At 45.5% G+C, this 20,995-nt stretch carries 15 protein-coding genes and 1 pseudogene; 7 read left to right on the top strand and 9 right to left on the bottom strand.

What is annotated here, in order from left to right; all coding sequences use genetic code 11:
* Positions 1-82 precede the first annotated feature (82 nt).
* The 4 genes and pseudogenes from IEY67_RS00690 (at position 83) to IEY67_RS25105 (ending at position 8,403) form a co-directional block, all read left to right on the top strand.
* The gene (locus IEY67_RS00690) at positions 83-2,773 is read left to right on the top strand and encodes a transglutaminase family protein (RefSeq protein ID WP_183670447.1); all 2,691 of its coding nucleotides are present in this window, start codon (positions 83-85) and stop codon (positions 2,771-2,773) included.
* Positions 2,774-3,409: 636 nt separating this feature from the next.
* Entirely contained in the window at positions 3,410-7,738 is a 4,329-nt protein-coding gene (locus IEY67_RS00685; protein WP_183670448.1) for a DUF6383 domain-containing protein, read from the top strand.
* A gap of 333 nt (positions 7,739-8,071) precedes the next feature.
* Positions 8,072-8,209 (top strand): annotated as a pseudogene (locus tag IEY67_RS00680) (glucosaminidase); the annotation flags it as partial.
* A gap of 47 nt (positions 8,210-8,256) precedes the next feature.
* Positions 8,257-8,403 (top strand): hypothetical protein, encoded by a 147-nt coding sequence (locus IEY67_RS25105; protein ID WP_229800914.1) that lies wholly within the window; start codon positions 8,257-8,259, stop codon positions 8,401-8,403.
* Positions 8,404-8,677: 274 nt separating this feature from the next.
* Here the strand turns inward: IEY67_RS25105 and porN are convergent, their stop codons facing one another.
* From porN to IEY67_RS00635, 8 genes are all read right to left on the bottom strand, one after another.
* Positions 8,678-9,769: a type IX secretion system ring subunit PorN/GldN gene (gene porN / locus IEY67_RS00670; protein WP_183670450.1), complete on the bottom strand. Its 1,092-nt coding sequence runs from the start codon at positions 9,767-9,769 to the stop codon at positions 8,678-8,680.
* A 44-nt stretch (positions 9,770-9,813) separates the two neighbouring features.
* Positions 9,814-11,382: a type IX secretion system motor protein PorM/GldM gene (porM, locus tag IEY67_RS00665; protein ID WP_183670453.1), complete on the bottom strand. Its 1,569-nt coding sequence runs from the start codon at positions 11,380-11,382 to the stop codon at positions 9,814-9,816.
* A gap of 23 nt (positions 11,383-11,405) precedes the next feature.
* On the bottom strand, positions 11,406-12,509 hold the full coding sequence (gene porL, locus IEY67_RS00660; protein WP_229800913.1) for a type IX secretion system motor protein PorL/GldL: 1,104 nt from the start codon (positions 12,507-12,509) through the stop codon (positions 11,406-11,408).
* Positions 12,510-12,529: 20 nt separating this feature from the next.
* Complete coding sequence (gene porK, locus IEY67_RS00655) at positions 12,530-13,957, bottom strand: T9SS ring complex lipoprotein PorK/GldK (RefSeq protein ID WP_122375666.1); 1,428 nt, start codon at positions 13,955-13,957, stop codon at positions 12,530-12,532.
* Between the two features lie 3 nt (positions 13,958-13,960).
* Positions 13,961-14,911 (bottom strand): PorP/SprF family type IX secretion system membrane protein, encoded by a 951-nt coding sequence (locus IEY67_RS00650; RefSeq protein WP_122375667.1) that lies wholly within the window; start codon positions 14,909-14,911, stop codon positions 13,961-13,963.
* Between the two features lie 152 nt (positions 14,912-15,063).
* Positions 15,064-15,285 (bottom strand): DUF2795 domain-containing protein, encoded by a 222-nt coding sequence (locus IEY67_RS00645; RefSeq protein ID WP_005633363.1) that lies wholly within the window; start codon positions 15,283-15,285, stop codon positions 15,064-15,066.
* Positions 15,286-15,358: 73 nt separating this feature from the next.
* Positions 15,359-15,922: a cob(I)yrinic acid a,c-diamide adenosyltransferase gene (locus IEY67_RS00640; protein WP_122353149.1), complete on the bottom strand. Its 564-nt coding sequence runs from the start codon at positions 15,920-15,922 to the stop codon at positions 15,359-15,361.
* Positions 15,923-16,002: 80 nt separating this feature from the next.
* Positions 16,003-16,791: an O-methyltransferase gene (locus tag IEY67_RS00635; RefSeq protein WP_122353148.1), complete on the bottom strand. Its 789-nt coding sequence runs from the start codon at positions 16,789-16,791 to the stop codon at positions 16,003-16,005.
* Positions 16,792-16,932: 141 nt separating this feature from the next.
* Here IEY67_RS00635 and IEY67_RS00630 point away from each other — a divergent pair, with 141 nt between their 5' ends.
* From IEY67_RS00630 to IEY67_RS00620, 3 genes are read left to right on the top strand one after another with little or no spacing between them, the layout of a single operon-like run.
* Positions 16,933-17,259, top strand: coding sequence for a hypothetical protein (locus IEY67_RS00630; RefSeq protein WP_147382555.1), 327 nt, complete (start codon positions 16,933-16,935; stop codon positions 17,257-17,259).
* 47 nt (positions 17,260-17,306) lie between these two features.
* Positions 17,307-19,460 (top strand): TonB-dependent receptor, encoded by a 2,154-nt coding sequence (locus IEY67_RS00625; protein WP_183670455.1) that lies wholly within the window; start codon positions 17,307-17,309, stop codon positions 19,458-19,460.
* The gene (locus tag IEY67_RS00620; RefSeq protein WP_183670457.1) at positions 19,460-19,927 is read left to right on the top strand and encodes a DUF4625 domain-containing protein; all 468 of its coding nucleotides are present in this window, start codon (positions 19,460-19,462) and stop codon (positions 19,925-19,927) included. Before IEY67_RS00625 ends, IEY67_RS00620 begins: the two co-directional genes overlap by 1 nt.
* A gap of 46 nt (positions 19,928-19,973) precedes the next feature.
* On the opposite strand, the gene IEY67_RS00615 is transcribed toward IEY67_RS00620, so the two are convergent.
* Complete coding sequence (locus IEY67_RS00615) at positions 19,974-20,990, bottom strand: Gfo/Idh/MocA family protein (RefSeq protein WP_183670458.1); 1,017 nt, start codon at positions 20,988-20,990, stop codon at positions 19,974-19,976.
* Positions 20,991-20,995: the final 5 nt, after the last annotated feature.

The following is a 20,995-nucleotide window of genomic DNA, read 5'->3' as shown; positions in this document are numbered from 1 at the left end:
AATGGAATGAATGCCGAAATATATGGCTCATATACTGACTAATGAATATATTACGTATATTTGTCGGGATAAAATTAACACTATGCATAAAACACAATTATTCGCACTATTGTTCATCCTCCTGATAGGGACGGCATGTAACAAACAGCAGCATTTCATCTCTGACGATGCATTCAGAGCTGAAGTGGAGAAAGATTTCCAGGCCAAACAGGCGGCTTTGCCTGACGGAGATCTGTTCACAGTTTTCAATCAACAAATGACGCCGGAAGAAAAAGAGGCACTTACATTTCTGTATGCCTATATGCCGATAGGCGACATCACCGATTATGATGGAAAACTTTATCTGGATAATATCCGCAGTTCTTTCAAGGCAAAAGAAGAAATGCCCTGGGGCGACAGCATCCCTGAGGAGATCTTTCGCCATTTCGTTCTGCCTATCCGCGTGAACAACGAGAACCTGGATGAAAGCCGTATGGTCTTTTTCGATGAACTGAAAGATCGTGTGAAAGGCTTGTCTTTATATGATGCCGTGCTGGAAGTGAACCACTGGTGTCATGAAAAAGTAATTTATACGCCGTCGGATGCCCGTACAAGTTCTCCGCTGGCTTCTGTAAAGACTGCTTACGGACGTTGTGGTGAGGAGTCGACTTTTACGGTGGCAGCACTTCGCTCGGTAGGCATCCCTGCCCGCCAGGTATATACTCCGCGTTGGGCACATACCGACGACAACCATGCCTGGGTAGAAGCCTGGGTAAATGGTAAATGGTATTTCCTGGGTGCTTGCGAACCGGAACCGGTTCTGAACCTGGGATGGTTTAACGGCCCGGCTTATCGTGGTATGTTGATGCATACGAAAGTATTCGGTAAATATCATGGTCCGGAAGAAGTCATGCTTGAAACAGACGGTTATACAGAGATCAATGTGATCGACAACTATGCTCCGACAGGTAAAGCGATTGTTACTGTAGTGGATGAGGAAGGCAAGCCGGTATCCGGTGCCGATGTGGAATTCAAAATCTACAATTATGCCGAGTTTTATACTGTTGCCAATAAGAAAACAGATGCCGAAGGAAAGACATTCTTGACAGCCGGTAAAGGGGATATGTTCGTATGGGCAACCAAAGACGGCAAATTCGGTTTCGATAAAGTCTCCTTCGGTAAAGGCGATGCAACCATCAAGCTGGATAAGAAGCCTGGTGATGCCATCGGAGCTGTAGCCCTCGATGTTATTCCTCCGGTTGAAGGTTCTATCGCTGTCGAAGTAACTCCTGAACAAAAGGAAGCGAATGCAGCCCGCTTGTTGGAAGAGGATGCGATCCGTAATAAATACGTTGCCACTTTCTATACGGAAGAAAAGGCCGAAGCATTGGCAAAAGAGCTAGGACTCGATCCGTTGAAAACAGCTGATTTTATGATCGGTAGCCGTGGTAACTGGATGGAAATTGAGAAGTTCCTGCGTGAGAATAAAAATTATGGGAGAGCAATGGCCTTGTTGGATGTGATTTCTGCAAAAGACCTGAGAGATACTCCTGCCTCTGTTTTATCGGATCATTTGAACAATACGGTTGCTATTCTTACCGATTATATGCCTCCAAAAGAAAAAGAAGAATTTGGAGATATCTATGTACGTTATGTCATGAATCCTCGTGTTCAGAATGAGTTCCTGACTCCGTATAAGAAATTCTTTGCAGAGAATATCGATAAGGATTTATCGGATAAGGCTATCAATGATCCGATGGCATTGGTAGATTGGGTGAAGAAGAATATCACCATCAAGAACGAACTCAATTCACAGCGCATCCCGATTATGCCGATGGGTGTATTCAAATCGCGTGTGGCTGATACCGGATCGCGTGATATCTTCTTTGTAGCCGTTGCCCGTAGTCTGGGTATCCCCGCACGTATCGAACCGGTTGCCCGCAAGGTGCAATATTGGAAAGACGGCAACTGGATGGACGTGGATTTTGAAGCTGCTGTTCAGACGACGGCTAAACAGGGTAAGGTTGTCGCATCCTATGCTCCGATCAAAGCATTGCAGGATCCGAAATATTACAGCCATTTCACTATTGCTAAGATATTACCGGATGCTAAGTTGCAGACCCTGAACTTTGAACGCCGCGGCAATGTGGATATGGGTGTAGGCGACACCTGGAGCAGCATGTTGAAGACTCCGTTGAGCATGGACGAAGGTAACTATATGATGGTTACCGGAACCCGTATGGCTAACGGCAGCGTATTGGCTGAAGTTTCTTTCTTTAATGTGGAACCTGACAAGACGACCTCCACAAAACTGGAAATGCGTGAAAACACTGACGAAGTACAGGTGATCGGTAATTTCAATTCGGAAAACAAGTTCAAACGTGCCGACAACGGCGAAGAAACCAGCGTACTGGCAACGACAGGCCGTGGTTATTTCGTTGTCGCTATCCTGGGTGCCCGTCAGGAACCGACCAACCACGCTATGCGCGACATAGCAGCTGTGAAGAAAGACCTGGAAGAATGGGGCCGCAGTATGGTACTTCTGTTCCCGGACGAAAAGGGTTACCAGAACTTCGATCCGAAAGAGTTCGGCGATCTGCCTAGCACGATCACTTACGGTATCGATGCTGACAACCATATCCAGAAGGAGATTGCATCGGCCATGAAACTGGCAAATGCCAGCCAGCTCCCTATCTTTATCATTGCAGATACTTTCAACCGTGTTGTGTTCGTCTCTCAGGGATATACCATTGGTTTGGGTGAACAGTTGATGAAGGTGATACATAAGTTGTAAAATACTTCTGAAATAAATATCCGACCCCGGTTGTCAGTAGATGAACTATTGATAATCGGGGTTTTTGTGTTAGTGTATTTTTACATTTTTTGTACACATCAACTTTTTATAAGAATAATGAACCAAGGCTGTCGTTTCGAACGATGGCCTTTTTTGTGATTGAAAATACCTGTTTTTCTCCATGCAAACAGACTAAAATATCTCCATTTAACAATTCCTTTGGAATAGCTAAAATGAAGCATATTGATTAATAGTAAGTTATGAATCGTAGATAACCTATTTAACTCTAAATATAGATAGCTTGAATAATGGTTTAATGTGAAGTAATATAATTAATTACGAAGTCTAAGTAGTGACTAAAAGAAAGGTTCCTTTTTTCTCGCCAGCAAAGTTAGACATAAGTTTTAAACCTACAATTCTTTCCCATAATTTTTTTTCAATCCTATCCTCTTTCTTATCAATTGAATAGCAATTAGAGTACAAAAATCGGACTTCTTATTACCAAGACAAGATACTACCTGAAAAATGGCGAGAAAAAAGGAACGTTTAATCTAGTCATTTACTCTCAGAGGCGTTCCAAATCTAAGGTTAAAAGGCTTTTTAAGTAACACTATTATTAATATTAAACAAAAGATTATGAACAAAAAGTTTTCTACTTTGGTGGCCGGTATGTTACTGGCGACAACTGTTGGGACTGGTTATGCTCAGACTCAGGATGTGTATACTAAAGCTACGGCTCCTTCTATAGAAGCTGTATCTAAAGTTACAGATGGTAGAGCTTATCAGTTATCAGATGGTTATAATGTGCTGGTTATGCAGAAAGTAAAAGATCTGCAAGGCGGCGGTTTCCACTATGAATTGGCCTTTGTTCCTTATTTTCAGGCTAATATTGGAGAATCTCTTTGGACTGTAGAAAAAGATTCTAATGTAGACAAATCCAGAACTGCTTTTATTTTCAGAAACCTGGCTCATCACCTTACTTTGTCTTTCGATCCTGCAAAGGCGCAGGATTATAAAGGTGGAGCGTGGACTGCTTCCCATTTAGGCGGAAAGGATGTTTCATGGACATGGATGCTTGATGAGGCTGGTGAAAACCTGACAATCGCAAGAACTCCGGAAACATATATTCATGCAGACTCTATCATGACTTTGCTTCCTGCATCAGATGGTTCTGGTAAAGTGGCTGCTGTCAAGTATGCAACAAAAGATGTTCAGGAAAGAGTCGATTTTTTCAGAATCAAACCGGTAGTAGCTGGCCCGGTATGGTTAAGCAAGTATGATTTGAACAGTAAACTTCAGACTCAGGCTGATGACAAAGTAGCTTTCGCATTTGCAAAAGGTGTCTCCGATGGTATGCCTAACAAATGGGTAGAACAAGAATATGAAGCTGTTGATCCGAAGCCGGGTACATTGTCTTATGGTGAAGTGGCTGATGCCTATGAAGCTTATGAAAAAGCTTATGCTGTTTACGAAGCTAAGGTAAAACTGGTAGACGCCGCTTTGGAAGCATTAAATGATCAGAAAGAGGATTATGCTGTAACAGCGAAGATGCTGAAAGAAGAGAAAGGAAACTATAATGAATTGGTAAAACAATTACAGGAAATTAGCGTTTCTTTGCGGGGACATAGATATGACCTAGAAGATCTTAATAAAAGATTGCAGTCTATCGATGAATCCATAAAGAACAATGCAAACATCAATGATGATCTGAAGAAGAAGATTGAAGGTTTACATACAACTTTAGTCCACGCGGTAGATGCATTGGAAGAGGCTCAAGCTCTTGTTGATACTCGTAATGATGAGTTGAGTGCAGCTAATGAAGAGGTAATGGCTGCAACAGAGGCATGGAGCGTGGCATTGAGTAAGAAAAATGTTGCATATCAGAAAGATTTATTAGCAAAGAAGTATTTTGATGCAGTAAAGACAAATACAGATAACAAATTCGATTTAGTAACATTATCCCTTTTTAATACTGTATATCTTGATGATACAAAATCTTGGAATGATTTTTTTGCTCTTGTAGATATTGCGACTGAATCTGATAAAGAATTGTTCTTTGAACTTGCGAAAGAGTTATATGATAATGCAAAGACTGCTGGTATTGATGAAACAGTTGCTATAACATCTGATATCAATGATGTAAATACAGGTTTAGGAAAAGTAACGAACGATTATGTAACATCAGTAAATGACGCTTACAAGGTTACCGAACAAGAAGCTGAAGATGCTGCTTCGGAACTTGAAAAGTGTACGGTTGCTGTAAATGAGAGTGTCGCTAATAAAGCTGACGCAGAAGAGGCTTTAGAGACAGCTAAGGCTAAAGAGGAAAAGGCACGTACTGAATACATCACTGTAAGAAATAGTATTATTCATAATAACGAATTAGATAAGGACCTCTTAGCATTGTTAAATAAACTGGAAGATCAAAAATCTGAACTGGAGGCTACAATTGAAAAGGAAGAAAATGAGGAAGCTACCCTGAGAAAATCTTGTACTACTTCGATAGATAGAATTCTTGCCTTAAGCCAGGATCTTGAATTCGACAAGGGTGATGTTATTTATCACATGCATAAATGGGCCCTTGCTGATAGAGCTGCCGCTAAAGCTGCCCGTACTGCCCAGGGATTGTATGCAGTTTATGCTAATTTGAATGCTGTTAAAACTCCGTACTGGTTATCTCTAAAAGCTGATGATGGTAAATACCTGATGGTTGATACGGCTTATCTGTCTGAAGAAGTAGCTGGTATAAATCATCTGACATTCAATACAAGAGAATATAAGAAATTTGAAAATCCGAATGCACCGCTTGCTGCTCGTGATATTAATGGTCGTTTCAACTTCCGTTTCTTGTATTTCCCGACTCAGGACTCTTTACGTATCGAAGCTGACGGTTACAACCAGAAAGACGTTACAACAACTTATTGGAAAGACCGTGCAGACAGCGAGATCCGTTACAAGGCTTCTTACGCTCCGGGCTTCGAACAGAATTTAGTGAAAGTAGCTGTTCTGGGTAACCATCGTGAAGTAACGGTTGGTAGCTCTGAATATATCAAACGTCCGAATGCATTGGAATGGACAATCAATGACCGTATCGGTTTAAGTCTGGCTGGTCCTGTAAATGTTATTAATGTTCCTGCAGGTTTGTACTATCTGGATATTGTAAAAGCAAACACTCAGGAAAACGGTGCCCGTTTGATGTTGGATGTCGATAATTATTCATTGACGAAAGTGACTCCGGCAGATCAGGGTAAGATGGATTTTGCTCATCTTCCGGCTGCTAAATGGTATGTAGAAGCTACTCCGACAGACTTCGGTGGTTATCCGAATATTTACAATATGGAAACAGGTGAAAAACTGAACCTGGGTGCTTATACTGTAGAAGAAAAAGACGGTAAATATTATGTAACAATCAGCCAGTATATCTATCAGGGTTCTGTTGAAGAGAAAAATGATACATTCGTATTGAGTGTTGCTCCTGAAAGTGAAGAAGGTTATTACCGCACAGCAACAGGAGATCCGAGAGCTCTCTTTACACTGGGTTATCTGAATATTTCTTCCGGATTGAATGTTGAAGTTGGTAATAAAACTATCAATAATGATTCTGTTTTAGTTGTATCTGCTGATTCTGAAGATAAATTCAGATTGCACAGAATTGGAGACAACAAAGAATATGGTTATGGTAATTCTCTGGAACGTGGTCTGTATCAGATCAGCCTTTATAATCCGAATAAGTTGAATCAACATAACAAATATGTACAGATCACAAATGTAGATGGAACAGAAATGATGGTAGTATCCAATGCCGCTTCTGCAACTAACTTCTATTTGAAAGAAGTGAATGATGTGGATGGTACTCACTATTATGCTTTGATTAATGCTGCTTGGGATAAGAAAGCCGGTGTGGTTGATGCAACAGGTTTGATCAAAGCTGAAGATATTACTGCTGAAACACGTACTTCTGCATTTGCTTTAGTCGTTGATTCAACTCGTTACTATCGTGAATTTACTAAAGAAGAACTGGGTGAAAAGAATATCTTGAAGTTCTATCGCACACGTTCAACTGATAAAGAATATCTGTATGCTTCTGAAGCTGCTGAATTGAATTTGTTGGCAGTGGAAGGTAAGGGCGATAACGCCGAAGCTTTGGCTGAAATGACAGTAATACCGACAACAGAAACAGGTGTATTGATGCCTCAGTACTTTATTGCTCGTAATGTAACGGAACAGAAAGGCTCTGTTAAATGGTGTGGTGAAGATCATACTTCATTAGCTGATTCTTTGTCTTGCGATCATACCCATGTAACTCCTGATACACTCTTTGGTAACTTCTTGGTTAACTTGAAGATCGATGCTAAATATAACAAGTATAACTGGGAGAACAAGTATACTCGTCTGGCATTCCTGAAAGGGTATGTTGTGAAAGAAGAAGGTACTATGCCGGGTACAGGTAACTATACTAAATTGTTTGTTGATGGCAAACAGGTTACTATTGCTGAAAACAAGCATAATGCTGCTAAGTTTGAATTCCGTTTGATCAATGATGATGAAGCTCAAGATTTCTTGATCGAATCTGAATCTTGGAAGAATGACAATGCATTTGCCGGTGCTGCTCGTCCTATGACTGAAGGCGGTTGGTTGAAAGTCCAGAACGGTGTTCCTGTAATTGTAAAAGACAACTTTGAAAACTTCGATGCTTCATCTGCTGATATCTACAATGTAGAATCTTCAGAAGGTTCATCTGTCGCTAACGAAGATATCACAACTTCTACTATCACTGTAATTGCATCTAACGGTGCTGTAATCGTTAAGGGTGCAGAAGGTAAGAAAGTTGTTATCAACAACGTCCTTGGTCAGACAATCGCTAACACAGTAGTTACTTCAAGCGAAGCTACAATTGCGGTTCCTGCCGGAGTAGTTTATGTGAAAGTTGAAGGTGAAGCAGCAGTACCTGCTATCGTAAAATAAGAAATTATTTATAATCAATAAATTTAAATTGACTGTGTGCCGTAGGGGTGGGGTTCACCCACCTCCATGACAAGTACCCTGCGACAGGCGAACAAGCGGTCGATATTAATACTAAAGTAATGAAATAAAGTTCTTCTGTTCTAGCTCTGTGAAGAGCGAAAACAGGCAAAACAAGCCCCGGAAGAGATATCTTTCGGGGTTTCGTTGTGTGGACCTTATCACTGCCTTCGGGCATAAAATAAATAATATGGACAAAAACAACAACAACCTACAGCGCTCCTTTCATTGGATGCGTTGGTCGGCGAGATCGAACGTCTGCGCCGGATGAGAGTAGAGATCGCCTATAGCCCCTATATCAGTGAGCAGAATGGCGATAACCGCGAGCAGTACCGCCGTAACCTGATCTCGATAGGAGAAGAAATAGTCCGCCTGATGGATATGTATGATTGGGTAGGAAAGGAGGCGGCATGAATCGAGTGATGTTTTTATTTCTGACTATAATATAAAACAACAACATTATGAACAAACTAAGACAAATCTTGCAATTTATTAAAGCTCTGCTGGGCTTTTTGTTGAATCTGAAAAAGAAGGAAACAAATGACGAAGAACGAAGAAGTGGTTGTACCGGGCAATCAGCCCGAAGTGGCTTGTGTGTTATCTGGTGATACTGGATGTGATGGCTTTGTGGACGGACCGTACGGAAATCGTCCTAGCTTGCATCGGGGCCTTGTTGACACTCTCGGGGTACGGAAACGGTTCAAAGGAGAGCGGCGAAAGCAGTTCAGAGGAGAATTCGGACAGTCACTAACCGTTCTTGCCGGATATGCGTTGATGGTGTATGCGGCGGGCAGACCCCGCCCCTACATTCATTTCTGATAAATACTGAACCAGTTGCTATTTTCATTGGCACATTGCCTCATAGGCATATTGGCACATTCTTTATCGTCTGCGACGTACGCTGCGTACCGGAGAGGATTTCTCGGCTTTCGGAGCTTTTGTCTTGATGGTCTTTTCTTTGGTTTCTTTCGCTTTCTCGGTGGTTGCGCCTCTCTGTCCGCGAGCGGAGGCCTTGCTGGCCTTCTTAGCTGCTTTCGGATCTTCTACCTGGGTAGTGTCGGGCTGGAACCAGAGTGACTTTTCAAAGGCAACCAACTGGCCTTCGATACGATCCTGCTCTTTCTTTATTGAATCCGGAGTCGGACAATATGCCTGCAACGGTAGGTTCATCAGATTCTGTGTCTTGAAAATATCACCTTCGAACATACGGCGGCGGAAATAATCGTCGAGTGTGAAGGTCATCGCGTTGTTGATGTTCGACGTCATGATGAACGCTGTATTGATATACGGGCGGATATTTTCGTAAGGGATCCAGAACATCGGCATCGTCAGCTCTCCGACATCACCGGAAGTGGTCATGATCGGGCAGATAGCCAGTGTCTTTACGTCGAATACGGAATTGTTCTGGTCGAAATACCAGGCTTCCTTCACGTAATAAGAACGGACATATTCGGAAGGTATATCGCTTTCGTTGATAACGAACGTCGTTCCCTGATTACCTTGTCCGGCTATTTCTTCGTAGTAGATACCGAAGCTGTCGAGCATCTTTTTCAGGTCGATCTTGTTACCTTCGCTGAAATCTTCGTAACCGTCTTCGTACTGGTACGCATCTATTTTGCCTTCACTGATCAGACTGAAGATGATGGAGAAAAGGTTCATCTGTCCGTTCATCGGTGTGACGGGATAATAAAGCGGGGCATTCTTTTCTTTCATCAGGTCGATCTGACGATAGATGACACGCATCCAGCGGGCGTTTCCCACTTCCTGTGTCATACGCTCGTTCATATCCTGTGCCCGTACGGTCAGTTCGGGCATACCGGTGTCTTTTTTATCGTTTGCCCGTTCTCCGCGGGAGGCTTGCGGGGTTCTTCTTGCCCGTTGCTGGGTGTTCTCCGATTCTTCCTGTGCCTGCATGGAGGTAGCAGTGAAGAACAGGGCGCTTGCAATTGCCAGTATGTAATAAAAACGTTTCATATTTTATATCCTTATTTGGGACAGTTCGCAAACCGCCCCTACATTTAATTTACAATGACTTCGATCGGTGTAAGGGTACGTTCCAGACCGTCGGGACCTTTGGCCACCACGCCTCTGATGTAAAAACGTTTGCCTCTTGTCAGACGACGGATCCTCTCCTTCTGACCGTCGGAGAAGCGGGGACCCTGTGATACTTCAGGGATCGCATTTCCCATCGAGTCGAAGAAGATCAATTCGAAACGTAATACATCGAATTTGATATTCAATATGTCGTCGTCGATAGCAGCCTGCAGGACTTCGGTGTCGACCAGGTTACGCTTGGTCATGTTTCCACCGCGGAATTTACGCATGTTGCCATTCTGATCCTTATATTCGATATACGGCATCGGGTCGGGCAGGGCACGTACGCGAAACGTATTCTTTGCCATTTCCACACTGCGGCCGTCAGCCATACGGGCGCTTACCGATATGACGGCATCGGTTCCAACTTTCGACGGACGGGCTTCCCAGATGTCGCCTTTGCGTGTCAGGGTTCCGTTGGTCATGCTGGCCGTGATGTTTCCGCTCGGTACACCCGGTACGGCGATACGCATATCGTTGGCGATACCGGCATATAATACGTTCATCAGCAACGGTGCTACGGTAGCACTCGGCTCCGTAACGAAGTATTCGCTTTCAAACTCCTGGTGCATCACGCTGCCGTCGTTGTTCGGCATCTCGATATATCCCTTGACGGGATAAGTACCCGGAGCACCGGCAATGGCTGTAAACTGGCCGCGGCTGTCTGCTGGCAATTCCTTACCGTTGACAAACACGGTCGGACGTTTCGTCGAATCGACGGCAGACAGGACGATGTTCGCCTTGTACTGTCCTCCGCGCATAACGATCTGGCTTTCCGGGATGACCTGTGCGGTCATCTGGTTCACACGGTAGTCACCTACGTCGACGCTGTTCAGCAGGTTGTTCAATACTTCGCCTTCTGCATAACGGATATCGCTCTGCAACTTGGTCAGCAATGTCACAGCGGCTGCGACCGGCATATTTTCAAACAACGCCTCTTCCCAGGTACGGGTATTGATACCGGCTTTGTGGGGAGGGGTTGTGCTCAGGCTCGCTTCCAGGATGCGGGTCTTGGCGCTATCTTCCACCATTTCACCCATCATGGTACGGTAAGAGTCGATGGCTTCGCGCAGCTTTTTACCTTCGCCGGTAACCGGGCCGAGCATGATGCGTGAAGCGGCTTCGAGGTCGTCTTTATGTTCGATCTTATTTACGTTGGCATCTTTACCGTCGGCAATCTCTGCGATACGTTCTTTCAGGTTCTGTACGTAGTTGTACAGGCTGTCGGAGGCATGCTTTACCTGTATACCTTTGTCGTACCATTCTTTTACCTTTTCGGGATTGGACTGGTAGTAGGTATTCAGTTCGCCGGCCACGATATCGTTACGATGCGTAGAATTGTCGATAGAAGTGCGCAAACTGTCTTCCACTAGCTCGAAACCGTCGAGTACCTCCGATGACACATTCAGTGCCATCATGGCGATGAACACCAGATACATCAGGTTGATCATCTTCTGACGGGGCGAGTTGGGATTATTAGCTATTCCGGACATCTTTCTTTTGTTTCGTTTGTTTGTTATCTACCGGCTTGTTGCTGGCCTGGATTATTTGTATACGGAGCCTGCTGCTGATATCCGTACGGTTGCTGGTACGGCTGCTGATAGGCAGTCTGCTGCTGGTAATTAGGCTGCTGGGGCTGCGAAGCCGGTTGCTGGTAGGCTGGGGCTGCACCCATGTTGACCGTCATCGCCTGTAGCAAACGGCTGTATACCTGGTTCAGTTCGGCCAGCTGACGGGTCATCTTTTCCGTTTCGTTGCGGAAAACAGAGCTGTCGGTTACCGAACCGTCGTACATTTCGCGGATGCGGTTCAGGCCGCCGTTGATATGTTCGATGGATTCGATCTGTGAACTGATACTTTTCAATTGTATTTCGTAGATTGTATTCAAGCCGGAAATATTACGGTTCAGCATTTCCATCTGCTGCACGTAACCGCGTGAGTTCTGGTTGATACCGTCTGAATTGTCCGTAATGCTCTTATAGGAATTAAGCAGCGTGTCGGATACGTTGGTCAGCGAGTTGGTCACATGGCTGAAACGTTCCATATTTTCCGACATACCCGACAGTTGTTCCAGGTATTTCTGGGTTGCTTCGGTCAGTTCTGCCATCTTTGAGATCTGTTCGGCGGCACCACTCAGTTTCTTGATGCTTTCGCTCAGGTTCTTTGTATCTTCTTCGCTGACATCGAGGTTACCCAGAACGGATGCTCCGCTCAGGTCGCCCGCAATACCTGCTCTCTTGGCAGCACCGACATTTATATTGATACCTCCGCCGGCATTGTCGTCTTCCATATTTTCCGACGAATTGATCAGGTTAGACATGCCTGTTCCGGCAAAGTCCGGGCGGTCCATCGGATTCTTCGATTTCAGGACGGGGAATACTTCTTCCCAGTGATATTCGTTTGAAGGATGTTCAAAGGCAGAGATAAAGAATACCAATGCTTCCACTGTCATGGCGATGAACAGGATCTGGTTACCGTACGGCAGGTGCAGCAATTTGAACATGGCACCTATAATAACGATAGATGCTCCCCAGCTGTAACAGAAGTTCAGTACTCTCTTTCCCATATCGCTGGAAAGGAACATCTCTATTCTGTTTTTATATCTTCTATATTTTCCCATAATGTTGTATGTTTCTTATATTATTTCTTTCCTTTTGAACGGGAGAAACCGATCTGTGTACGTGCGCAACGGAAACCGATATACGAACGTGTTTCGTTCTGATATTCGAATGTACGCATATCCGAGCGGATGAATTGTGCCACGTCTTTCCATGAACCGCCGCGTACGACTTTCTTCTTCATGGCATACGGGTCTTCTTTCGCTGCGTTGTAGCGCAGATCCGGGTTCATGTCGCTCATTTGGCTCGGTCCTGATTCGGAATACATGGTAGAAGTCCATTCTGCCACGTTACCAGCCATGTCATACAGGCCGAACTGGTTCGGGGCGAAAGAGCCTACACGTGAGGGGATCAGGTGACCGTCTTCCGTATAATTTCCTTTTCCGGGTTTGAAGTTCGCCATGAAACAACCTTTGGCATTCTGCAGTTCGTCGGTCGACCACGGGTATTTGTTCTCGTTCTTTCCGGCACGGGCGGCGTATTCCCATTCGCCTTCCGTCGGTAGACGGAACGGTTCGATAGCCTGTCCGGCAGGGAAGTTCAGCGATTGCTTGAACATATCGGTACGCCATACGCAGAATGCGGTAGCCTGTTCCCAGGAAACACCCACGACAGGATAATCGTCATATCCCGGGTGCTGGAAGTACATGCGCATGTATGGCTCGTTGTAAGCATTATTGAAGTCGTTCACCCAGCAGGTTTCATCCGGGTAAATGTTTACGATGCGGGTGTGAAGGAAGTCCCACGGACCGCTCAGCGGGCGGGTCAGGGTTTCGTTGATGATGTTGCCGTCGTCGTCGATATAGGCGGTATCCTTGGAGATCATGATCACCTCGTTCGGGTTTACCTGGATATCTGTGTTGCGGACACGTTCGCCCGGGTCCAGGCGGTTTTTGCGAAGGGCGGCTCCGGTATAGTCATACCATTCGTATTTGTAGACCATCTGCTTTTCGTCCAGACGTTTCTCGCCGGTGATCGGGTGTACGTAATAAACGCTTTCGATGGCGCGCAGCTCATCCTCGTTCGCCCGTTTCCAGGGGATCGGACGGCTCCAGTCCAGATGCGGGGTGACAGGTTCGCCATACCGGTCTTCGGTAATCTTGAACAGGTCGTTGCCACCGTAAGCCGGGTCTGCCAGGCGTTCGCGGATAATGGAGTCGCGCACCCAGTAGACGAACTGGCGGTATTTGGCGTTGGTTATTTCCGTTTCGTCCATCCAGAAAGCGTCAAACGAAACACCTTTTGTTTCAGGATTGATCCCCCACAAGGAGTCTTTGTCTGCCGGTCCCATCTCGAACGAACCTCTTTTGATCAGAACCATGCCATAAGGTGACGGTTCGTTAAAAGCCACAGATCTTACCCCGGTAACTTCTCCTCCCGCTCCGGAAAGGGATTTACCACATGAGGTAAGCAAGGCTACTGCCATAAGTACTAATAATACTTTTTTCATATACTATAATATACGTACACTTTTATGTCTGTTCTTTCCTGTTTTTGTCTTCTTCAACTTCAACTGGTAGCGCACCAACACTTCGTGGCTACCGGAACTCCCTTTTAACATGGCCGTGGTAGGGAAATCGTAAGCATATCCAACCTGCAATCTGCCGAATGTGGCTCCCAATAATACTACTACCGACTCGTTTATACGCCAGGAAAGACCTCCGTTAAACATTTTATTATAGACCATCCGTGCGGTGATATCCGCCTGGAAGGTTTGCATATCTGTCTTCAAGAAAACAGAAGGCTGTAATTCATACAACGGGTTCCTTAGCTGAATATTGTATCCGCCTGTCAAATTTAATCCCATAGGAATGTAATAATTTGTCGTTTCACCCAATGCCATTTCCGGGGCTGTCAGGTGAGTGGCTCCGAAACCCGCATAGAAATTCTTATGCGTGTAATAGATACCGGCATTTACATCGAGGGCCATCGCTTGTACCGAAGTGGTCGGCAGGGCCGGGTCGGATTCAGCAGGGGTATGGTCCGGGCTTTCGGGGATATGTATCTTTGTTCCGTCGAAACCGACGTTGTATATACCTCCCTGCAGTCCGATACTCAATGTCCCTCCGAACAATTTCTGCTTATAGGCGTATTGGAAAGCGACCTTCGTGAATTGGAACAATCCGATGCTCTCCGTGTTGACAACCAATCCGATACCATTGTTTAAGCTACCTAGTTTCAGCGGCATATCGGCAATGACAAAGAAGGAGGTACCCGCATTGGGTATGCCTATCCATTGCTGGCGGAAAAGACCGAGCATATTCAGGTCGCCGGTTGTTCCGGCATAGGCGGGGTTGTAATATCCCATTCCCAGGAAGTACTGGCTTAACTGCATATCAGATTGGGCCCGTACGCTCATCGTACAGGTAATCAATGCAATAATAAACAGGAAGACTCTCTTCATTTAACTATAACTAACGAGGTGAAAGATGTTTCACCCCTACAATAACGCGGCAAAAGTATATAAATTGTATTTTCCGCAAAAAAACAAACGAGGCAGGGGACTTCGCAAGCCCACTACCTCGCCTATATTTCAATACTTTGTGTTAAAGCACATCAATATTCCTCTTCGTTGAAGAAGAAGTCTTCTTTACTAGGATAGTCAGGCCAGATATCTTCCATGCATTCGTAAATCTCACCTTCGTCTTCCATCTCCTGCAAATTTTCTATTACTTCTAACGGCGCACCAGAACGTTGTGCATAGTCAATCAATTCATCCTTGGTTGCAGGCCAGGGCGCGTCTTCCAGCTTCGAAGCTAACTCTAATGTCCAATACATAGTTATCTAGTATTAACAACTGCCCGAAGGCAGTCAGGTTCTCAAATTTTCCGCAAAAATAAAACAATATTTCTTAGATGCAAGTATAATCCCAAATAATTTCTTTGCCATTATTTTTTATACATTCCTTCCGGGCCAGAACAAACAGATAATCAGAGAGTCTGTTTACAAAAATAAGAACAGGCTCTTCTACCGGATTTGTTTCGGCCAAACGGTATATCTGGCGTTCCGCGCGACGGCAGACGGTACGGCAGACATGTGCCAGTGAAGCGGAACGGCTGCCACCGGGCAAAATGAAGTTCTTCATCGGAGGCAGTTCGTTGTCGAGACGGTCGATCTCCCGTTCGATGCGTGCGATGCTTTCGGGAGTAACCTTGCTTTCTATTTTCAGTTCGGTCGTCTCCTGGTCGGTTGCTAGGTAAGATCCGATGGTGAACAGCTTATGCTGGATGAAAGAGAGGAAGTCGATATCCGCCTGGTCATCGAGTGCCGTGATAAGCAGGCCGATGAATGAGTTCAGTTCGTCGATCGTTCCGTAACTTTCGATGCGCTGGTGCGCTTTCGATACCCGCTGGCCTCCTACGAGGGAGGTCTTTCCCTTGTCGCCGCCACCGGTATAAATAAGGCTTTTTTTCATATACTTCTTTTTTTATTCAATATTCTTAATATAGTGTCGTTGGTAGGGGCGGTTCGCGAACCGCCCTTACAGTACCGCCGTTAGAAGTAGACTATATAGTCTCGCTTGTGCAATTTCTTGTTAAAGAATACGATACCCATCGAATAGAGGTCTATCGTTACCGTCACCTCGGGATGGGCGCATACTTCTTTCCAGAACTCCCTCATCTTACGGCTTGCCTTGATTCCTTCAAAAACAAAGATCGTATCGTTATGGATATGCTTTGTACATTCATTAAACAACCAAACGTTGTTATGTTGTTCATATAATGTATTAAAAAATACAAAATCGACTTTCCCCATGTCTTCCAATGCCTGGGGGAGCAGCTCTTTATACGTTCCTGTGCGCAGGTCCACCGGGTTGCGTGCCGCTTTATCGAAAGCGATCCGGGCGATGGAGGCAAACTCCGGGATATTCTCAAGGGCAATACATTTCAGTCCGGGGGCGTAGGAGGTCAGATAAAGGGTGGATAACCCCATCGACGGTCCCAGTTGAAGTATGTTTTGCGACTTGAAATAGTTCGCCAGGCGGAAAAGCAAAGCACCGTGTTTGGGTTTGATCGCTTCGCGCTCCACAATCTCTCCGATCGTACGGCGGCGTATCCCTTTCTGCTGTCGGTCCGGATAGGTGATGATATTGTCGCGGAAAAGCAGTTGTTTCCGGATCAGTTCTATATCATAAAAGCTATAATAGGAACAGCGTTCTTCTATCACCTTTGTTATCAGGTTGAAGACGAAAGGCGAATGTACTCCGTAACCGCGGCGGTAACGGATGCCCCGGTATAAAAGTACACTTTTTCGTAAGGTATTAGCTTTGGGAATGATTTGCATTTCTCTTTTCGTATTTGTCACACAAAAGTAAGATATTCTTATTTATTGGCAATAATTAGCATCTACAGATTCATGTCGGAAACAAAATATCTATATATTTGTCGCCGGATTTAGGTTTATTTTGCAGTAATATAAGAGTTTGTGAAGGCAGAAAGAAGAAAGCGTATTTTTCTGGCATGGTTGTTATTCATGGCCATGCTTCCATTCTTTGTCGCGAAGATCACGCACCGGCATGATCCCGACGAGGTGGTTTGCTGTTCTTCCGGCCCGCATGAGACGGATAGCCATTCGCAGAATCCGGATCACTGTCTGCTCTGTAATTTGCTCCTTTCTCCTTTCCTTTCAACCGATTCATTCGATTTACATTTTATATTGACGCTCAATCCCGTTGGGCGGATCGATTACCCGGATGAGAAAGTCTATCTGCTTTCTTACTCACATTACCTGCGTGCGCCGCCTGCCGCCTGATACATATCTTATCCAATTAATTTTTCAAATTAAAACAGATTGTATTTATGCGTATCGGAATGATTCCGGGTATGCTGGTGGTATGCTGTACAGGTACCCTTCATGCCCAAGAACCCGATTCACTCCGTAATGTGTCGCTTTCCGAGATCGTGGTTACTGAAAACTATCAGTATCTGCGGAACAGGAATACGACGCTTCATCTGGATGTGGTAGGGAAAGAATTTCTAAAAGAGCATTTTTCCGGCAATCTGATGCAGACCTTGGAACAACTACCCGGTGTCCATTCTATGGATATAGGTTCCGGCTTTTCCAAGCCGGTGATCCGGGGTATGGGATTCAACAGGGTGTCGGTGACGGAGAACGGAATCAAGCAGGAAGGCCAGCAATGGGGTGCCGATCACGGGCTTGAGATAGATGCTTTTAATGTCGAACAGGTCAATATACGAAAAGGGCCGGCTTCGTTGCTTTACGGAAGTGATGCGATGGGCGGTGTGGTGGAGATCACGCAGGCAGCTCCTCCGTTTGACGACCAGGTGTTCGGCGAGGTGAGTTTGCTCGGCAAATCGGTGAACGGTTTGTTCGGCGGCTCTGTGATGCTGGGTGTTAAAAAGGACCGTTGGTTCACGAAGCTGCGCTTTTCGGAGCAGCATTTCGGTGATTACCGGATACCGGCGGATACGATCGTTTACCTGACTCAGAAAATGCCTGTGCATGACCGCAGGCTGAAGAATACGGCGGGGTTCGAACGTAATGCCAGTTTGTTTACCCAATACCGGAAAGGGGCGTATATGAGTGATTATATGGTGAGCAACGCTTATCAGAAGGTCGGATTCTTTCCGGGTGCCCATGGTATCCCCGACCCGTCGCGGGTAGAGGATGACGGGAGTGCACGGAATATCGGGTTGCCTTATAGTACTGTCAATCATTTGAAGGTGACGACCCATCAAGAATATGCCTGGGAGAATATCCTAGCTCAGTGGGACCTGGGGTACCAGAATAATCACCGGGAGGAATGGAGCCTGTTTCATACACATTACGGTTCGCAGCCCGTCCCTGAAACGGACCCGGACAAGGAGCTGGCTTTTGTCCTGAATACCTTTAGTTCGGGTATGAAGGCACGGTTTACCGGGTCTTCTGTCTGGGATCACCGTATGGGGTGGGATGTGCAGTACCAACGGAATACGATTTCCGGTTATTCCTTTCTTTTGCCGGAGTATAGCCGTTTCACGACAGGGATAAGCTGGCTGACGACCTGGAAGCCGGATGAAATGCTGTCTGTCAGCGGAGGTTTACGGTATGACTTCGGTAAAACGGATATCCGTTCGTTTACGGACCCCTATCTGGAAACGTATCTTCGTGAGCAAGGGTATAGCGAAGAGATCGTGGAGAAAAGCAAGACGCGTAGTTATCCGGTCAAACGGGACTTCGGTGATTTCTCCGGGTCGCTGGGGATCGTATGGGCTCCGGCAAAAGCGCATTTACTGAAGGCGAATGTCGGTCACAGTTTCCGGCTGTCGGGTGCGAATGAGTTGGCATCCAACGGGGTACATCATGGTACGTTCCGGCATGAGCAAGGTGATCCTGACCTGGGGTCGGAGCGGGGATGGCAGCTGGATGTTGCCTATTCTTTCTTCGGCACTATCTTTTCCGTCACGGTATCTCCTTTTGCCAGCTGGTTCAGCAATTATATTTACCTGAAACCGACAGGGGAGTGGTCCGTCCTTCCCCATGCCGGACAGATTTACCGTTATACAGGGGCGGAAGCCTTGTTTGCCGGAGGAGAGATCTCGGCAAAAGTAGATCTTCCCTTGTATTTCAGTTATGAATTGGGAGGTGAATATGTCTATACTTATAACTTGGACGAGCATATACCATTGAGTTTTTCTCCGCCGGGTTCTTTGCGGAATACGCTTTCCTGGGAGAAAAAGAGGATGCGCTTCTATGTGGAACACCAGTATATTGCCGACCAGAACAGGGTTGCCCGGAATGAAGATCCGACACCGGGGGCGCAGTTGTTTCACCTGGGGGCCGGTTTCCGTATCTCTGTCGGCCGGACGGATGTGGAGCTGACACTGTCTGCCCGGAATCTGTTCAATACGAAATATTACAATCATCTGAGTTTTTACAGGAAGGTGGAGATCCCGGAACCGGGACGCAACTTCCAGTTATTAATAAAAATACCATTTAAAAAGTTATTCTAATGAAAACAACGTTTTATTTATCGATAGTTATTGTCCTGATGTCCTCCGTTTTGCTCGTGTCTTGTTCCGATGATGAGAAACAAGGAGATACCACGAAGCCTGTCATCACGCTGAATGCACCGGCAGAAGGTGCTGCCCTGCAGCCGGGCAGCCATATTCATTTCGATATGGATCTGGAGGACGATGTGATGCTGGGCTCTTATAAGGTTGAGATACATAATAACTTCGACGGCCATACCCATACGAAGGCGGAAGCGGGAGAAACGACTCCGTTCGCTTATAACAATTCGTGGGATGTATCGGATAAAAAGAGCACCCATATCCATCATCACGAGATCGAGATACCTGCCAATGCAACCGAAGGTAATTATCATTTCATGGTATATTGTACGGATGCGGCCGGGAACGAGTCGTATGTGGCGAGAAACATTGTGCTGAGTAAAGACGGGGAGACCGGGGAGCATTAATAGTTTATAGTCTGAAATATCAGCAATATAAAAAGAGGTTATCCGGTTAATTCGGGATAACCTCTTGCTCTTTATTTATGGAAGATACTGCTTTTCTGTATACATCTTTGATACTGACAGGCTTGCCACCTTGGCGTATGCTTTCATTGGCTGCTTCCATGAATGTGTATATCTCGATTGTTTCTTCTTTCTCTACGGGAGCAATGCCGGTTCTGAAAAAAGTAAGGATAGATTTTAATAATTCCTCATATCCCTCATATCCTCCTGCCTGCGTTACTTCTTTTTCACAGAAAACAGTTCCACCGTATGTATGAGCACTGTTCCTTACGCCTCTGAATGTTCCGATACGTCCGTCTTCCCAAACCCCTACAACCAGGTCGGAATCTGTATTTGAAGTGCAGGAAACAGATTGACATCCCTTTCCCATAAGTGTGTACAATATTTCAACTCCGTGTATTCCGTACCAGAAGAAACCGGCATGTGAAGGTTCGTTTATGCAAGGGGAATAACAATCGGCACCTACGACTTTCCCTTCCGGCCCGTTTCCGCCTCTCAAAAGTTGGTTACGAGAAGAAAAACGTAGTGCAGAAGAAGAAAATACGGGAACTTGCTTTTCTTCTGCTAATTTGTAGATCGCCAATACATCAGAAAGACCGGCTGCTACAGGCTTATCGATGAATAGTGCTTTTTTACTGTTTATCACTTCGGTTGCCTGTTCAAGATGTAAGGTACCGTCGTTGGTTTCCAACAGTACGCAATCCACTTGTTGTAGCAGTTCTGCAATCGACGAAGATATCCGTACACCGTGCTTTTTAGCGGTTTCAGTATAGCCAGCTATGCGTGCTATACTGGATTCGATAGTCCGGGAGCCATACGGATAGGCAGCGACTACTTTGAAACCTACATAATCAGGATCAGGTTGTTCACTGTTTATCAGTTTGATAAAAGCATCGGCATGTGATGTATCCAGGCCGATGATACCCAGCCGTACCGTTTTCTGAGCCTGGTTATCGAAACAGACGAACAGAGGAATGATCAGTAGTATTAGAATCTTGTATCTCATAGGTT

The organism is Parabacteroides faecis (assembly GCF_014647375.1).
Classification (GTDB): domain Bacteria; phylum Bacteroidota; class Bacteroidia; order Bacteroidales; family Tannerellaceae; genus Parabacteroides; species Parabacteroides faecis.
This window is presented reverse-complemented; position numbering and strand designations above follow the sequence as displayed.

Excerpts from the sequence above, each read along its gene's own strand:
- IEY67_RS00690 (WP_183670447.1), top strand. The coding sequence starts at position 83 with ATGCATAAAACACAATTATTCGCACTATTGTTCATCCTCCTGATAGGG.
- IEY67_RS00685 (WP_183670448.1), top strand. The coding sequence starts at position 3,410 with ATGAACAAAAAGTTTTCTACTTTGGTGGCCGGTATGTTACTGGCGACA.
- IEY67_RS25105 (WP_229800914.1), top strand. The coding sequence starts at position 8,257 with ATGAACAAACTAAGACAAATCTTGCAATTTATTAAAGCTCTGCTGGGC.
- porN (WP_183670450.1), bottom strand. The coding sequence starts at position 9,769 with ATGAAACGTTTTTATTACATACTGGCAATTGCAAGCGCCCTGTTCTTC.
- porM (WP_183670453.1), bottom strand. The coding sequence starts at position 11,382 with ATGTCCGGAATAGCTAATAATCCCAACTCGCCCCGTCAGAAGATGATC.
- porL (WP_229800913.1), bottom strand. The coding sequence starts at position 12,509 with ATGGGAAAATATAGAAGATATAAAAACAGAATAGAGATGTTCCTTTCC.
- porK (WP_122375666.1), bottom strand. The coding sequence starts at position 13,957 with ATGAAAAAAGTATTATTAGTACTTATGGCAGTAGCCTTGCTTACCTCA.
- IEY67_RS00650 (WP_122375667.1), bottom strand. The coding sequence starts at position 14,911 with ATGAAGAGAGTCTTCCTGTTTATTATTGCATTGATTACCTGTACGATG.
- IEY67_RS00645 (WP_005633363.1), bottom strand. The coding sequence starts at position 15,285 with ATGTATTGGACATTAGAGTTAGCTTCGAAGCTGGAAGACGCGCCCTGG.
- IEY67_RS00640 (WP_122353149.1), bottom strand. The coding sequence starts at position 15,922 with ATGAAAAAAAGCCTTATTTATACCGGTGGCGGCGACAAGGGAAAGACC.
- IEY67_RS00635 (WP_122353148.1), bottom strand. The coding sequence starts at position 16,791 with ATGCAAATCATTCCCAAAGCTAATACCTTACGAAAAAGTGTACTTTTA.
- IEY67_RS00625 (WP_183670455.1), top strand. The coding sequence starts at position 17,307 with ATGCGTATCGGAATGATTCCGGGTATGCTGGTGGTATGCTGTACAGGT.
- IEY67_RS00620 (WP_183670457.1), top strand. The coding sequence starts at position 19,460 with ATGAAAACAACGTTTTATTTATCGATAGTTATTGTCCTGATGTCCTCC.
- IEY67_RS00615 (WP_183670458.1), bottom strand. The coding sequence starts at position 20,990 with ATGAGATACAAGATTCTAATACTACTGATCATTCCTCTGTTCGTCTGT.